This window comes from Nocardioides zeicaulis (genome assembly GCF_042432345.1).
In the GTDB taxonomy this organism is placed as follows: Bacteria; Actinomycetota; Actinomycetes; order Propionibacteriales; family Nocardioidaceae; genus Nocardioides; species Nocardioides zeicaulis.
Map to the genome: position 1 here is coordinate 1,542,456 of NZ_JBHLXH010000001.1, position 14,787 is coordinate 1,557,242.

Below are 14,787 nucleotides of genomic sequence, written 5' to 3' on the forward strand. Positions count from 1 at the left end.
GGCCGCCTTGAGCAGCGCGCCCAGCGGGGAGGTCAGCAGCGCGAGGACGGGCTGCACGTCGGGGTCGCCGAAGCGGCAGTTGAACTCGATGACCCGCGGTCCGGTCGCGGTGAGCGCGAGGCCGACGTAGAGGCAGCCCACGAACGGCGCCCCGAGGCGCCGCATCTCGGCGAGCGTGGGGGCGACGACCTCCGCCATGACCTTGCCGACGGTGCCGTCGGGCAGCCAGGGCAGCGGCGAGTAGGAGCCCATGCCGCCGGTGTTGGGGCCGCGGCCACCGTCGAAGATCCGCTTGAAGTCCTGCGCCGGCTGGAGCGGGCGGCCGACCTCGCCGTCGCAGACGACGAACAGGGAGAACTCGGGTCCGTCGAGGAACTCCTCGACCACCACCCGCTCGCAGCCCGCCGCGTGGGCGAGCGCCTCCTCGCGGTCGTTGGTCACCACGACGCCCTTGCCCGCGGCGAGGGCGTCGTCCTTGACCACGTGGGGCGCGCCGAAGGCGTCGAGCGCGGCCGCCACCTCCTCGGCCGTCGTGCAGGTGCGCGAACCGGCCGTCGGCACGCCGGCGCGCGCCATCACGTCCTTGGAGAACGCCTTGGACCCCTCGAGGCGCGCGGCCGCGCGCGAGGGCCCGAAGACCGCGATGCCCGCCGCCCGGACCGGGTCCGCGACACCGGCGACGAGCGGGGCCTCGGGGCCCACGACGACCAGGTCGGCGCCGATCGAGGTGGCCAGCGCCGCCACTGCGTCGCCGTCCATCGGGTCGACGTCGTGGAGCGTGGCGACCTCGCCGATGCCGGGGTTGCCGGGCGCGGCGTGGACCTCCGCGACCGCCGGGTCGAGGGAGAGCGCGAGCGCGAGCGCGTGCTCGCGGCCGCCGGTGCCGATGACGAGGGTCTTCACGGGCGTCGACCCTATCGGCGCACCGGGGCCGGTCGCGTGCGCGTCCCGGCCCGCAACGGCGTCACGGGCCTGCCCGTCAGGCCTTCACCGCGGCCCGCAGCCTCGCCTTCCCCGCACTGTTGACGAAGGTGACGGACAGCGTGACCCGCGCCTTCGGCACGGAGCGCAGCAGGGCGCGCGCGGCCTTCGGCACCTTCACCTTGGTCGTGTAGGTGCCGTAGCCGGTGGACCTCACCGCGCGCGCGACCTTGGTCGGCTTCCGCCCCGGGGCGGTGACGGTGGCGACGGTCTTGATGCGGCCGGGAGTGTTGACCGTGGTGCGGATCGCGAGCGTGCCCGACTTCGCGGAGTACGACGCCCGGCCCTTGCGCGCGAGCGTCGGGTCGACCGTCCGGGGGCTGGCGTCGGCGGCCCAGACGACGGCGGCTGAGTCGCTGTCGCGGTTGCCGAGCCCGACCGCCCAGCCGTCCGAGACGTCGAGGTAGGCGTAGTAGCTGACGGCGTCGGCCTCGTCGTCGATCACCGTGCTCGTCGACCAGGTGCCGTCCACGCCGCCGCTTGCGCGGGCGACGTAGAGGTCGCTGTCACCGTTGTCGCGCCAGATGGCGGCCGGCCCACGACCGGACGGCAGCGCGCGGAGCTGGAAGAACAGCGCCTGCCCGGTGCTCAGCCGGCGCTCGTCGCTGAGCGCCCCGGTCGTCGGGTCGAGGCTGCGGACCCAGAGCGCGCTCGTGCCGGAGGCGGCGTACCCCGGCGTGTGCGAGGTCGCGAGAGCAGCGCCGGAGGAGTCGCCCGCGACCCCCAGCAGGCTGCCGAGGCTGCCGGCGCCGAAGACCTGGGTGTCCAGGCCGGGGTCGTAGGTCGCTCCGCGGTGGGCGTACACGCCGCTCGTGGAGTAGAAGCCGAAGACCGGCGTCCTGGCGGCGCCAGCCGTGACGAGCCCGGTCGCGCCGCGGCTGCCCAGCTTGTCGGTCAGCCGGACGGCGCCCGACGGGGTCGTCTGCATCGCGTAGCCGGCCGGGACGTGGGCGATGAGCGCGTCGGTCTGCCCGACCGTCGTCCAGAAGCCGCCGGTGCCGTCGGGCGCGGCGTCGCCGACCCCGAACGAGTTCCACACCCTGATCGGCGCAGACCACGTCACGCCTTGGTCGGCCGACCACCACAGGTAGGTGCCGAGCGTGCCGGCCAGGTCGCCCGACGCGTCGGCCGAGGCGGTGAGCAGGATGCGGCCGGTGGCGGGGTCCTGCACCAGCGACGGCGAGCCGAAGGTGTCGAGCCCGCCCTGCGGCAGCGCGACCGGCGTCCAGTCCGACGCGCCGCTCTGGCGCTGCAGCTCCAGCACCCGAGCGACGCCGGGGCCCTGGCGGTAGTAGCTCATCAGCGAGACCCGCGTCGAGGTCGTCAGGACGGCCGGACCGCCGAACGACTGTCCCGGACCGGCCACCGCGACCACGGTGGTCGGGTCAGCGGGGGGCTTGGCGGCGTGGGGCGGGCTCGGGTCCTGGTGCACGGCACCGGTCGACGGCGCGACGCCGGCGAGGGAAGCGACGGCGACCGCCGTCGTGAGGGTCAGGCTGCGGACGAGGTGACGAGGTGCGCGCACGGTGGGCTCCTGGTGGGTGAGGACCCGTCCACGCTAGGACCGGAACACCCCGAGCGCGAGGGGGGCCAGCACCCCCATTCCGCGGCTCGCCGCGCCCGCCGGCTAGGGGTGGACTACCAGGGTCTGCTCGCGGCCGGGCCCGACGCCGACGCCCCAGATCTTCGCGCCGGACATCTCCTCGAGCGCTTGCACGTAGACCTGCGCGTTCTTCGGCAGCTCCTCGAAGCTGCGGCACCCGGAGATGTCGGACCCCCAGCCCTCGAAGTACTCGTAGACCGGCTTCGCGTGGTGGAACTCGGTCTGCGTCATCGGCATCTCCTCGACCCGCTGGCCGTCGATCTCGTAGGCCACGCAGACCGGGATCCGGTCCCACGCCCCGAGGATGTCGAGCTTGGTGAGGAAGAGCTCGGTCAGGCCGTTGACCCGGCTGGCGTAGCGGGCGACCACGGCGTCGTACCAGCCGCAGCGGCGGGTGCGACCGGTCGAGACGCCGATCTCGCCGCCGAGCTGCTGGAGCTGCACGCCGTCGTCGTCGAAGAGCTCGGTCGGGAACGGACCGGAGCCGACGCGCGTCGTGTAGGCCTTGATCACGCCGATGACCCGGTCGATGCGGGTGGGGCCGATGCCCGCGCCGACGCACACGCCGCCGGCGACCGGGTTGGAGGAGGTGACGAAGGGGTACGTGCCGTGGTCGACGTCGAGCATCGTGGCCTGGGCGCCCTCGAAGAGCACCGTCTGGCCGGCGTCGAGCGCCTGGTTGAGCAGCAGCGAGGTGTCGCAGACCATCGGTCGCAGCCGCTCGGCGTAGGACGTCAGCTCCTCGACGACCGCCTCCACCTCGATCGCGCGGCGGTTGTAGACCTTGGTGAGCAGGTGGTTGCGCACGTCGAGCGCGGCCTCCACCTTCTGCGTGAGGATCTTCTCGTCGAACAGGTCGGCGACCCGCACCCCGACGCGGTTGATCTTGTCGGCGTACGCCGGCCCGATCCCGCGGCCGGTCGTGCCGATCTGGTTCTTGCCGAGGAACCGCTCGGTGACCTTGTCGATCGTCGCGTGGTAGCTGGCGATGACGTGGGCGTTGGCGCTGACCTTGAGGTCGGCGACCTCCACCCCGCGCGCGACGAGGCCGTCGAGCTCGCGGAACAGCGCCTCGGGCGAGACCACGACGCCGTTGGCGATCACCGAGGTGGCGCCCGGCGTGAGGATCCCGCTCGGCAGCAGGTGGGTGGCGTACTTCTCGCCGTTGACGACGATGGTGTGGCCGGCGTTGTGGCCGCCGCTGGTGCGGACGACGAAGTCGATCGGGTCCGTGGTGGCGAGCAGGTCGGTGGCCTTGCCCTTGCCCTCGTCACCCCACTGGGCACCGAGCACGACGATTGCGGGCATCTCAGCCCTCCTGTTGGTCAGAGCGGTCACTGCGGACGAAATGCAGAGAACCCCGGCACAAGGCGCCGGGGCTCTTGCGGCCACACGCTACCGCACCCCCGCCCCGCCGCTCGCGGCCGCGACCGGGCGGCGGACCGCAGGGGTGGTGATGCCGGTCGTCGGGGTCGGCTAGTGTCCGGCCGTGCGCTCGTTCCTCGTCATCACCAACTCCGGGGCCGGCACCTCCGACGACGAGAACCTCGCCGAGGCGCTGTCGGTCCTGCGCGACGAGGCGTCGGTCGAGGTCGCGCGGACCTCCAACCCCGGTGAGCTCGACGGCGTGCTCCACCGCGCCGGCGGTCGTACGGTCGTGGTCGCCGGAGGCGACGGCAGCATGCACGCGGTGGTCACCGCGCTGCACAAGCGCCGCGAGCTCGCCGGCACGACCCTCGCGCTGCTGCCGATGGGCACCGGCAACGACTTCGCCCGCGGCAACGACATCCCGCTCGAGATCGCCGACGCCGCCCGCCTGGTGCTCCACGGCGAGGCCCGCCCGGTCGACCTCCTCCTCGACGAGACCGGCAACGTCGTGGTCAACAACGTCCACGTCGGGGTCGGCGCCCAGGCCAGCCGCAAGGGCGCGAAGTGGAAGACCCGGCTCGGCGCCGTGGGCGTCGGCAAGGTCAACCTCGGCAAGCTCGGCTACCCGATCGGCGCCGCGCTGTCGGCCTTCCACCCGCCCAACTGGCGCCTGCGCGTGGAGATCGACGGCGAGGTCGTCAACGACGTCGACCGGCCCGTGCTGATGGTCGCCATCGGCAACGGCGGCAACGTCGGCGGCGGCACCGAGCTCAACCCCGACGCCGACCCCGAGGACGGGCGCCTCGACGTGATGATCAGCCGCGCGGTGAGGCCGACCGCCAAGATCGGGTACGTCATCGGCCTCAGCCGGGGCACCCACGACCAGCGCGACGACGTCGTGACGCTGCGCGGGCGCTCGGTCAAGGTCAGCGGCGAGGAGTTCTGGCTCTCGGCCGACGGCGAGATCTCCGGTCCCGAGCGCAGCCGCAGCTGGCGCCTGGAGGCCGCGGCGTACCGGATGATCCTCCCGCCCGCCTGACCCCGCCTGATCCCGGGACGCCTACAGCCAGCCGCGGCGGGCTGCCTCGACGCCGAGCTGGAACCGCGTGTCGACGTCGAGCTGGTCCATGAGGTCGGCGACCCGGCGGCGCACGGTGCGCAGGCTGACGTCGAGGTTGCGGGCGATCTGCTCGTCCTTGACGCCGTCGGCCAGCTCGGCCAGCAGCATCCGTCGCTGGTCGCGTGGGGGCAGCCGCCCGGCCCGCGCGTCGACGTGGCCGGCACGGTCCCAGAGCTCGTCGAAGTACGCCTGGAACATGCCGACGACGGCCGCCTGGCGCACCACGACGCGGTGCTCGGCGCCGACGCCCAGCGGCTCGGGAACGATCGCGCGGCGCGGGCCGACCACGACCAGGCGGGTCGGGACGCTCGGGACCACCCGGATCTCCTCGCCGATCTCCGCGCGGGTGCGCAGCACCTCGGGCGCCTCGGTGAGCGCACGGGCGGGGTAGATCGCGCGCACGCGCCGCCCGGACCGGATGGCGTTGCCGACGGCCACCGCCATCTCCGACTCGCTCGGGAAGCGCCACTGGTCGGGGCGCAGGAAGCTCAGGTCGCCCCGGTTCTCGCGCACCCACTGCGCGATCGTGGCCGGCACGTCGGCCATGGCCGAGACGTCGCCGTCGATGACCTGCTCCTGCGGCATCCGCTCGTCGCGCGGCTCGCCGAGCGCCGGCAGCACGTCGGCCAGGCGCATCAGCTCACGGCTCGCGACGAGCAGCTTCTCGGCCTGCTGGGCCAGCGCCCGGCTCGTGGCCGTGGCCGGGTCGACGACGTGCAGCACGCCGTCCTCGACGGCCACCACGCTCAACGCGACCAGGGGCGCCAGCTGGTCGAGGAGGTCGTCGACCGGGAGCGCCATGCTCGCGGCCACCTGCGCCAGGGTCAGGCCCGAGCCGGGCAGGATGCGCCGGTAGAGCGGCTCCATCTGCTCGGTCATGCCGAACGCCGCCGCCAGCCACGCGTCCTCGCCCCTCGCCACGGTCTGGCATCTTAGTGCCATCGGCCACTTAGGGACAGCAATCTGAGCCGCCGAAGTGGCATGATCCTGCCGAACCACTCGGGGATTCCACGCGGACGCGGGGGTGACTGCGTGGACTTGTCCGAGCACGGACCAACGAGTGGTGGCGTCGGAGCCGCCACGGGGGACGGCTCCGACGCCCCTCGGGAACAGCGGCTCCGACGCCCTTTCACCTCTCGGCCCCACCGGCGTCCCACCCCTGCCCTCCGGCGCGGTCCCTCGGCCCAGCCCCGATAACCTCTGCGCATGGCACGAGGTGGACGACAGGGCGATCCGGTGGACTGGGTGACGCGGGCGGCGGACGACGCCGTACGCCACGCCGGCGAGGGCAACCTCGTCACGGTCGCCTCCGGCGCCTCCCCCAGTGGCCCGATCCACCTCGGCAACCTGCGCGAGTTCATCACGCCCCACTTCGTCGCCGAGGAGCTGCGCCGTCGCGGCGTCCCGGTGCGCCACCTGCACTCGTGGGACGACTACGACCGCTTCCGCAAGGTCCCCGCCGGCGTCCCGGCGGAGTGGGCCGAGCACATCGGGCGCCCGCTGACCGCCGTGCCCGACCCGTGGGAGTGCCACGACAGCTGGGCCGCCCACTTCAAGGCACCCCTCCAGGAGTCGCTGCGCCAGCTCGGCGTGGAGATGGAGGAGGTCTCCCAGACCGAGATGTACACCGCCGGCGCCTACCGCGAGCAGGTGCTGCTGGCGGTCTCCCGCCGCGACGAGATCGAGGCCGTGCTGGCCAGGCACCGCACCAAGAAGGTCGCCCCGGCCGAGGACGCCTCCGACCAGGAGGCCGCGGACCTCGCCGACTCGGTCGCCAACGACGACGAGGCGCCCGCCCCCTCCGCGGGCGGTGACGACGCGATCGCGCGCTTCCCCTACCGGCCCTACTGCCGCGAGTGCGGGCGCGACACGGTCACCACCACGGCGTACGACGACGCCACCACGACGCTGTCCTACACCTGCAGCGCGTGCGGCTTCTCCGGCACGACCGACCTCTCCACCGACACCGACGGCAAGCTGGTGTGGAAGGTGGACTGGCCGATGCGCTGGGCGTTCGAGAAGGTGAACTTCGAGCCGGCCGGCCGCGACCACATGACGCCCGGCTCGTCCTACACCGTCGGCACCGAGATCGCGCCGTCGATCTTCGACTGGCGCGCCCCGGCCCGGGTGATCTACGCCTTCGTCGGCTTCGCCGGCGTGCAGAAGATGTCGTCATCGGCCGGCGGCGTGCCGACCGCGACCGACGCCCTGCGCGTCCTCGAGGCGCCGATGCTGCGCTGGCTCTACGTCCGGCGCGCGCCCACCCAGGCCTTCGACATCGACTTCGGCCCCGCGGTCGTGAGGCTCTACGACGAGTGGGACGCGCTGGGCCGCAAGGCCGCCGACCCCGAGAAGGCTGACGTCGCGACCCTGGCCTGGCACCGCGCCTCGGCGACGGCCTCCGCCGGCACGCTCCCGACGCCCGCGGTCCCGGTGCCGTTCCGCACGCTGTCGTCGGTGGCCGACGTGACCGCGGGCTCGGCCGCCCTCATCTCGCGCATCGTGGAGTCCTCCGGCTTCCCGCACGCGTCGGTCGACGACCTCGAGCCGCGCCTGACCAAGGCGATGCAGTGGACCGCCGAGCACGTCCCGGCCTCCGAGCGCACGACCGTGCGCGAGACGCCCGACACCGCGCGGCTCTCGTCGCTGTCGGAGGACGAGGAGCTCTGGCTGCGGATCTTCCTCGACCGGCTGCCGGACGACGGCGACCTCGACGAGGTGACGGCCGTGGTCTACGGCACCCCCAAGGTGGCCCGTGGCCTCGGCTTCGACGACGCCCCCACCGACGAGGTGAAGGCCGACCAGAAGGACTTCTTCCGCCTCCTCTACAACCTCCTCGTCGACGCCGACCGCGGCCCCCGCCTCCCCACCCTCGTCCTCGCCCTCGGGACCGAGAAGGTGCGCCGGCTCCTCGGCGCCTGACGGGCGACCGCCCGTCAACGGGCGGGGTCGAGCGGAGCATTCTCCGCTCAACGCACGCCATGGCGTGCGTCCAGCGTCAACGGCGTGCGTCTAGTCCGGGCTCACGGCAGCGGGGCGGGCCGGTTGCCGTCCACAGCGAGCGCTCGCCGACCTCTGTCCACAGGCGCCGACCTGCACCGGTCGCGTACGCCGACGAGCGCGGCGATGGTCGCCGTCATGAGACCAGCCCTCCACGCCACCGCCGTTCGACAGCATGGGATCTTCACCCGCGCCCAGGCGCTCAGGTCCGGCTACAGCGAGCGCGAGGTGGCAGCGCTCACCAGACCCGACGGCGAGTGGGCCGTGGTGCGGCTCGGCGTCTACTGCGAACGCTCGCTGCTCGCTCCCCTCGGCCTGTCGGCGAAGTGGCTGCTGAAGGACCACGCCGCCGCGCTGTCCTCGCGCCGGCCGGCCATCCTGAGCCACGACTCGGCCGCCCGCGTCCTGGGCATCGCCACCCTCGACACGTCCACGCCCGCGAGCCACCTCACCCTCTTCGGGCCACGCGGCAGCCGTACGAACAGCGGCCTCACCCGGCACCGGGATCTCCTGCCATTGTGCGTCGAGCGGGTCGACGACGTGCTCACGACCTCCTACGCACGCACCGCGATCGACATCGCTCGGTGGCACGGCTATCGCCACGGGACGGTCGCCATCGACGCCGTGCGCCGCCTCGGCGTCCCACGGTCCGACCTCGAGGCCGAGCTCGCGCGCATGCGGCACCACCCGCACATCGCGCGGGCGAGGGTTGCCCTGGCTGACTCCGACCCGGGCGCGGAGTCCGTGCTGGAGACGCTCGGTCGTGAGCTCGTGGCGTCGCTCGACATCGGGGACGTCGACACGCAGTTCGCCGTGCGCATTGCCGGCGACCGCGTCGTGTGGTGCGACATCCGGGTCGGCTGTCACTTCTTCGAGTGCGAAGGGAGGCTGAAGCTGGTGCCGGTCGCGAGGGGCGGTGTGGCCCAGGAGTCGCCCGAGGACGTGGTGTGGAAGCAGCAGGCCCGACGTACGGACGTCTGCGCCGAGGGTTTCGGCATGTCCCGCATCGTGTGGGCGGACTGCTTCGAACCGGGCTGGGAGCGGGCACGCGAGCGGCTCCTCCGCGAGTACGCGGTCACCGTGGCGCGGTTCGGACGGACGCCCACCCCCGAGCAGCTCGAGTTCGCTGCGAACCACCCGCGACGTCGCGCCACGACCCTGTGGACGTCCGAGTTCTGCGCCGCGGCGTGACGCCGTCCGGGGCGAACTAGGACACAGCCGTTGACGCTAGACGCACGCTATGGCGTGCGTCGAGCGGAGATGTCTCCGCTCGAGTCGAGGCATGGATGCCGAGAGACGGTGGCGGGGGGCCGGGGTCAGCGGCGGAAGGCGGCGGGAGGGCCGTCGTAGGCCATCAGGTCGGCGCGGACGGGGTCGCTGATGGTCCAGGCGGAGGCGGCGTGGTGGTCCCAGAGGACGTTGACGCACTCCCAGACGGCGGCCGGGCCGCCGGCGGCGTCGACGCGGAGCTCGGCGGAGACGGTGAAGGACGAGCGCCCGACCCGCGAGACCCAGAGCGAGGCGAGGAAGGGCTGGTAGGGCACGAAGCGCATCTCGGAGTGGTACTCGATGGTCTGGGAGGCCACGAGCTCGGAGACGCCGGGGGCGACGCCGTGGAGCAGGCCGGTCGCGTCGGCGGGCAGGCCGGGCAGGTGCGCGAAGCGGAGGAACTCGTAGCGGGCCTCGTCGAGCACGCGGACGGCCTCGACGTTGTCGACGTGCCCGGCGAGGTTGATGTCGCGGTAGCGCGCCTGGATCTCGGTCGTGAAGGTCTGGCCCATGGGGAGGATCCTCCACGACCGCACCGACCGGCCGGGTCCTAGGGTGGGGCCATGACCAGCTCGTTCGGCGGCGACCTCATGGCAGGTCCCCCGCCCACCCGTCTGCCCGCCGACCCCGCCGACGCCGCCCTGGCCGGGGGCGAGCAGCCGGCCGCCGTCGTGCGCCAGCACCCGGCCTCGCCGGCCGCCTGGGCCGCGCTGGCCGCGCAGGCCAAGGAGCAGGGTGCCGACGACGTGACGGTCTACGCCTACGCGCGCGTCGGCTACCACCGCTCCCTCGACATGCTGCGCCGCAACGGCTGGAAGGGCCACGGCCCGGTGCCGTGGGAGCACGAGCCCAACCGCGGCTTCCTCACGGCGCTCGCGCTCCTCGCGCTCGCCGCCCGCGCCATCGGCGAGACCGACGAGTGGGAGCGCTGCTCGACCTTCCTGCGCGACTCCAGCCCCGCGGCGGCCGACGCCCTCCTCGACTGAACCGCTGACGCCGGCGGTCGGGGCGCCTAGGCTGCGCCGGGTGACGGGGGACACGGGCACGACCGACGTCGGAGCACGCCTGCGCGCGCTGGTGCTCGCCGGGGACCTCGAGGCCCTGGGCTCGTACGTCGACGCGCTGACGGGGTCCGACCTCACGGCAGCACGGCGGTGGGTGACGGGCACCCACGACCTGGACGGCTACCCGTACCCGGAGGAGCTGGGTGACCGCGCCCACCGCGGCACCTACGCCGCCGTCCAGCGGATGCGGCTCGCCCGACTCGTGACCTGGGCCCGACTGGGAGCCCCGGTCGCGACGGTGAAGGCGTTCTCGGCCGAGCTGACCCACCTCACCGACGAGCAGCTCCGCGAGGTGGTGCCGTCCGTCGTCGACCGTGACCGCGCGTGGGCGGAGGCGTTCGCCACGGCCGCCGACGCCGTCCGCCCGTCGGCCCGCGGGTCCGGCACGGTCCGGCTGCTGCTGGACGCGGTCGTGCGGGCGCACGGGCTGCCGGTGCCCAGAGGTCGGCTCTTCCACGAGGGCTGGATCCGGGAGGTGCGTGGCCAGGTCGAGCCGTCGAGGTGGACCGACCACGAGCCGACCCTCGACCACCTCCTCGCCGACTCCCTGCTCCCCGACGTCGTCTACCTGCAGCTCGCCTCCGGCGAGGTGGGCGGCTGGCCGGCCTTCGGGCAGGTCCTGCCGACCCTCGTCGCGAAGGGGCTCATCGACCGCGACCGCACCCTCACCGTCGCCCTCGAGCAGCTGACCGCCGGGCAGAAGCCATCGGCCCAGAAGGCGCTCGCCGGGGTCCTGACCGCGCTAGAGGTACGCGCCGACGAGGTGCCCGGCGGGCTCGACCTCCTGCTGAGCATCCTGTCGTCCAGCCACGACTCGGCCGTGGCCCCCGTGCTGGACCTGGCCATCGGGTCCGTGCAGACCGAGGAGGACGTCGTGGAGCTGGCCCGCGTCGTCGCGCCGCGGGCCCAGAAGAACGTACGGCGCACGCTCCTGAAGGCTCTGGCACCCGACGCTCTCGGCACCCGCGTCGACCACGCCGCCCTGCTGGAGGCGGTCGAGCTGCTGGCCGACTCCGACGACGACGTGTCGACCAGGGCGAGGTACGACGCGGCGCGGACGGCGCTCGGCGGGACGACCCGTGCCGAGCCCCAGGCCCCCGTCGCTCTCGGATTGTGGGACCTCAGGCCGCGCGAGCCCGTCGACCGTGAGACCGCACGCTGGGCCAACAACCTCTGGCTGCGAGAACGCACCCGGTCGTGCCTGAGCGTCAGGAACCCCCGCTCCGCCCGCGAGTGGGTCGACGAGATGGTCGACGAGATGCTCGACGCGGCCGCTGTCGGCGACATCACCGACGGGCTTGTCGCGACCGTCCAGGAGGTCGGGCTGGAGGGTGCGCTGAGCCCGGTGCGGGCGGTGGCGCTGCTCGAGCCGTTGTTCCTGGGCGGTGCCATGAGGTCCGCCTGGCCCGTCGCCCTCGAGGTGGTCGCGCTGTGTGCGGAGCGTCCGCGCACGGTCGCGGGCCTCGACCGGCTGCTGGGCCTGCTCGCGACCTATGCCGTCGAGGTCCCGCGCCCGGTCGAGCTGCCCGCCGCGGTCGCGCGACTCGCGGCAGGTCGGTCGAAGACGGCTCTCGAGGCCCAGCGACTGCTCGCGCTGACCGGCGCGACCACCAGTCCGGACAGCGACCCTCCGCGTCCGCTCGGGCTCTGGCGCGAGGGGAGCGAGCCGGGCCCGTGGGAGCTGGCCCACCCGCCGACGCGCGACCTCGACAGCATCGGCCAGCGCATCGTCGACAGCCCGCACGGCCACCGCGTCTCCAGCGCCGTGCGGCGCCAAGTCCTGTCGTCCCTTCTCCTCGACGAGCTGGGCGCCTTGGTGGCCGAGCACGGCGTCGAGGTGGTCCGCGAGCGGGTGGCAGCGGCACAGGTCCCGTTCAGCCCCTCGGCGAGGTCGGAGGCTGTGCAGTTCTGGGCGCGCGGCCTGCTCACGACTGAGTCCTACTGGTCCATCGCCCGCAGCACTCGCACCGTCGACGACCTCGCCGAGGGATGGCGTGCGGAGCTCGGGAGCTCCGAGGCACACACCAAGGCGCGCTCCTGGACCCTCGCCGACGCGGTGCAGCACGACCCGCCGGTGATGCCTGCATGGTGGTCGGACAGGTGGTTGACGGCGCTGCTCCGCTTCCAGTTCCTCCACACCTGTGAGGTGCTGCTCGTGCTGGAGCGGGGCGGACGCGTGGTCAGCTCGCCCGACGTGGTCGACGGCAGCCTGGGCCTGGCCCGCCTCTGGGAGCGTCTCGCCTCCGCCCCGCTCGTCGGGCCGCTCGACCTGCGACTGGCCCTCGGACGGCTCCGGCCGGACCTCCGTCACCTGCGCCCCCCCGGCGCCGGCGCCACGATCGACGGCAGCCTCGCCGGGACGGTCGGCCCGCCCGAGCAGGCGTACGACGTCGTGGAGCGCTGGGTCGCCGAAGGCGGTCTCAGGCTGACACCGCAGCCCGGGGTTGGCCGCGGCGCGTGGCACTATTCCGGGACCTGCGCCGTGCCTTGGCGGTCGCTCGTTGCACTGGCCGACCTGGGTGTCGACGACGGTCCCGCCTGGCACCCGTGGGGAGACAGCGAGGTGCTGCCGGGCCGGGTCGACCTGTGCCTGCGACACGGCGTCGACCCGCGGGAGAGCCCGGCTGACGTCGGCGGCGCGCTCGGGGTGACCGCGTGGCGCACCCTGCTCGACGCGCTAGGTGACCCGTCGTCGAACGCCATCCAACACCCCACCTTCACCTTCCTCGTCCGCCTGCAGGACCAGGGACGTCTCGACCCCGCCGTCGCGGCGGCAGCGGCCGTACAGCGGTGGGACGAGGGCGTGCCCGATCCGGCCGGCGCGCTCGGCTGGGAGCGGGCGATGCTCCGCGGTGCGCTGCGCGGCCTGTGGCCCGTCGCGGTGGCGGTCGTGGAGGCGGGCCTGGCCCGCGGCGAGCGACCGGCCGACCTCGACGCGCTGGTCGAGGTGCTGCGCAGGCGGACGCACGAGGTCCCGCCCGAGCACGTTCCCGCCTTCCTGGCGGGCGCGTGAGCGGCTACGGCGCGGCCTCCGCGCTCGTCGACGGTCCCACCGGACGACGGCTCGGGCTCGAGACCGCCACCGCGCTCACGCCGGACGGACTGGTGGAGCGGCCGGTCTTCTTCAGCGGCTTCCCGGCGCACCCACGGGTGTTCGCGGCCGGGCTCCTCGCGGTCGCCGACGTCGCCGCGACGACGTACGCCGACCTCGGGCTGGCGCAGCGGCTCGCGAGCCTCGACCCGGTCGTGACGGCGAGCGGCGACCGGCTGCGGTTCGAGTCGTTCTCGGGGTGCAACTCCGTTCACGCGCGGCTCGACGTGCTGCCCGACGGCCTCGACGGCGGCGAGGTCGGGTTCGGAACGACCAACGTCGACATCAACCAGCCGCTGCGGTCGGCGCTCGCCAGGATGGGCGGGGCCGACCTGCTGCACCTCTCGGTCGGCCCCGACGAGCTCCGGGCGAGCACGCCGGACGAGGCCCACGTGGAGCGCAAGGTCACCCTGCCGGACCGGTGGGTCCGCGGCCTTGCCGAGGTGCCCTCGGTCAGCGCGACGATGACGCGGCAGGCGGAGCTCACCGGCGCCGCCGTCCAGAGGCTCGCCCGCGACCTGCCGCGCTCCGGGTCGCCCGGGCCGGTCGTCCACCTCCTGGTCCGCGACGGCGCCGCGCGGGTGCTCCCCCGGTCGCTGCCGGGCTCGATCGAGGTCCCCGGTGCGACCCGGCTGCGCGGCATGGACCGGGTCCTGCGGTTTGCGCGCCGGCTGACCGTCCATCGCGACGCGTTCGGGGCCACCGCGTGGGTCTTCGAGCTGCCCGGCGCTCGCCTCACGCTGGTCCTCACCGCCCACCCCTACCGCGGATTCTCCGGCGAGGGCGGACTGCTGCTGCGCCTGGCGAGCCGTCGGGGCGAGCAGCACGGACGCGCCCTCCTGGACGTTCTCGGGTGGGAACCCGTCGTCGACGCCACCGTCCTGTCCGAGCGCTCAGGCTTACCAGCGGAGGAGGTCGACGCCGGCCTGGCCTGGCTGGCCGCGTCCGGGCGCCTCGGCCACGACCTGACGGAGGGTGCGTGGTTCCACCGCGAGCTCCCGTCCGACGGGGAGAAGGTGATCCGTCGCAACCCGCGGCTGCGGCACGCGCACGAGCTCGCGGGGACCGGGGGCGTACGCCCGTCGGGCCCGGGCGTGTGGAGCGTGCGCGGCAGCCGCGGTGACGAGCACACCGTGCGTGGCTCGACCGAACCCGATCTGGTCTGCACGTGTCCGTGGGCCGACAGCCACGCCGCCGGCCGCGGGCCCTGCAAGCACGTCCTCGCGGTGCTCCTCACCACCTCGTGACGACCGTTCGTCGCGTCGGACCGGCCGCTGGTCGCGCCACCGCG

The 14,787-nt window shown here is 73.9% G+C and carries 11 protein-coding genes; 6 read left to right on the forward strand and 5 right to left on the reverse strand.

Annotated features, from left to right (window positions below):
* The 3 genes from purD to ACFFJG_RS07670 all read right to left on the reverse strand — a co-directional run.
* On the reverse strand, positions 1-903 hold a 903-nt coding region (gene purD, locus ACFFJG_RS07660; protein WP_378518004.1), incomplete at its 3' end, for a phosphoribosylamine--glycine ligase.
* 76 nt (positions 904-979) lie between these two features.
* Positions 980-2,506 carry a hypothetical protein gene (locus ACFFJG_RS07665; protein ID WP_378518005.1) on the reverse strand — a complete coding sequence of 509 codons (1,527 nt, stop codon included), beginning with the start codon at positions 2,504-2,506 and terminating at the stop codon, positions 980-982.
* Between the two features lie 102 nt (positions 2,507-2,608).
* Entirely contained in the window at positions 2,609-3,892 is a 1,284-nt protein-coding gene (locus tag ACFFJG_RS07670) for an adenylosuccinate synthase (RefSeq protein WP_378518006.1), read from the reverse strand.
* A 181-nt stretch (positions 3,893-4,073) separates the two neighbouring features.
* Between ACFFJG_RS07670 and ACFFJG_RS07675 the strand changes: the two genes are divergently transcribed.
* Positions 4,074-4,991 carry a diacylglycerol/lipid kinase family protein gene (locus tag ACFFJG_RS07675; protein WP_378518007.1) on the forward strand — a complete coding sequence of 306 codons (918 nt, stop codon included), beginning with the start codon at positions 4,074-4,076 and terminating at the stop codon, positions 4,989-4,991.
* A gap of 21 nt (positions 4,992-5,012) precedes the next feature.
* Here ACFFJG_RS07675 and ACFFJG_RS07680 read toward each other — a convergent pair whose 3' ends face one another.
* The gene (locus ACFFJG_RS07680; RefSeq protein WP_378518008.1) at positions 5,013-5,993 is read right to left on the reverse strand and encodes a helix-turn-helix domain-containing protein; all 981 of its coding nucleotides are present in this window, start codon (positions 5,991-5,993) and stop codon (positions 5,013-5,015) included.
* 315 nt (positions 5,994-6,308) lie between these two features.
* Here ACFFJG_RS07680 and lysS point away from each other — a divergent pair, with 315 nt between their 5' ends.
* Positions 6,309-7,994, forward strand: a complete 1,686-nt coding sequence (lysS, locus tag ACFFJG_RS07685; protein ID WP_378518009.1) for a lysine--tRNA ligase — start codon at positions 6,309-6,311, stop codon at positions 7,992-7,994.
* 216 nt (positions 7,995-8,210) lie between these two features.
* Positions 8,211-9,263 (forward strand): hypothetical protein, encoded by a 1,053-nt coding sequence (locus ACFFJG_RS07690; RefSeq protein WP_378518010.1) that lies wholly within the window; start codon positions 8,211-8,213, stop codon positions 9,261-9,263.
* Positions 9,264-9,388: 125 nt separating this feature from the next.
* Here ACFFJG_RS07690 and ACFFJG_RS07695 read toward each other — a convergent pair whose 3' ends face one another.
* The gene (locus tag ACFFJG_RS07695; RefSeq protein WP_378518011.1) at positions 9,389-9,853 is read right to left on the reverse strand and encodes an acyl-CoA thioesterase; all 465 of its coding nucleotides are present in this window, start codon (positions 9,851-9,853) and stop codon (positions 9,389-9,391) included.
* 51 nt (positions 9,854-9,904) lie between these two features.
* Here ACFFJG_RS07695 and ACFFJG_RS07700 point away from each other — a divergent pair, with 51 nt between their 5' ends.
* The 3 genes from ACFFJG_RS07700 to ACFFJG_RS07710 are packed head-to-tail and all read left to right on the forward strand — an operon-like array spanning position 9,905 to position 14,743.
* A complete protein-coding gene (locus ACFFJG_RS07700; protein WP_378518012.1) occupies positions 9,905-10,327 on the forward strand; it encodes a DUF3151 domain-containing protein in 423 nt (140 codons plus the stop codon).
* A 40-nt stretch (positions 10,328-10,367) separates the two neighbouring features.
* A complete protein-coding gene (locus ACFFJG_RS07705; RefSeq protein WP_378518013.1) occupies positions 10,368-13,418 on the forward strand; it encodes a hypothetical protein in 3,051 nt (1,016 codons plus the stop codon).
* Positions 13,415-14,743 (forward strand): SWIM zinc finger family protein, encoded by a 1,329-nt coding sequence (locus ACFFJG_RS07710; protein ID WP_378518014.1) that lies wholly within the window; start codon positions 13,415-13,417, stop codon positions 14,741-14,743. Before ACFFJG_RS07705 ends, ACFFJG_RS07710 begins: the two co-directional genes overlap by 4 nt.
* The last annotated feature ends 44 nt before the right edge of the window (positions 14,744-14,787 follow it).

Coding starts and splice junctions, on each gene's coding strand:
- ACFFJG_RS07695 (WP_378518011.1), bottom strand. CDS start 9,853: ATGGGCCAGACCTTCACGACCGAGATCCAGGCGCGCTACCGCGACATC.
- ACFFJG_RS07700 (WP_378518012.1), top strand. CDS start 9,905: ATGACCAGCTCGTTCGGCGGCGACCTCATGGCAGGTCCCCCGCCCACC.
- ACFFJG_RS07670 (WP_378518006.1), bottom strand. CDS start 3,892: ATGCCCGCAATCGTCGTGCTCGGTGCCCAGTGGGGTGACGAGGGCAAG.
- ACFFJG_RS07690 (WP_378518010.1), top strand. CDS start 8,211: ATGAGACCAGCCCTCCACGCCACCGCCGTTCGACAGCATGGGATCTTC.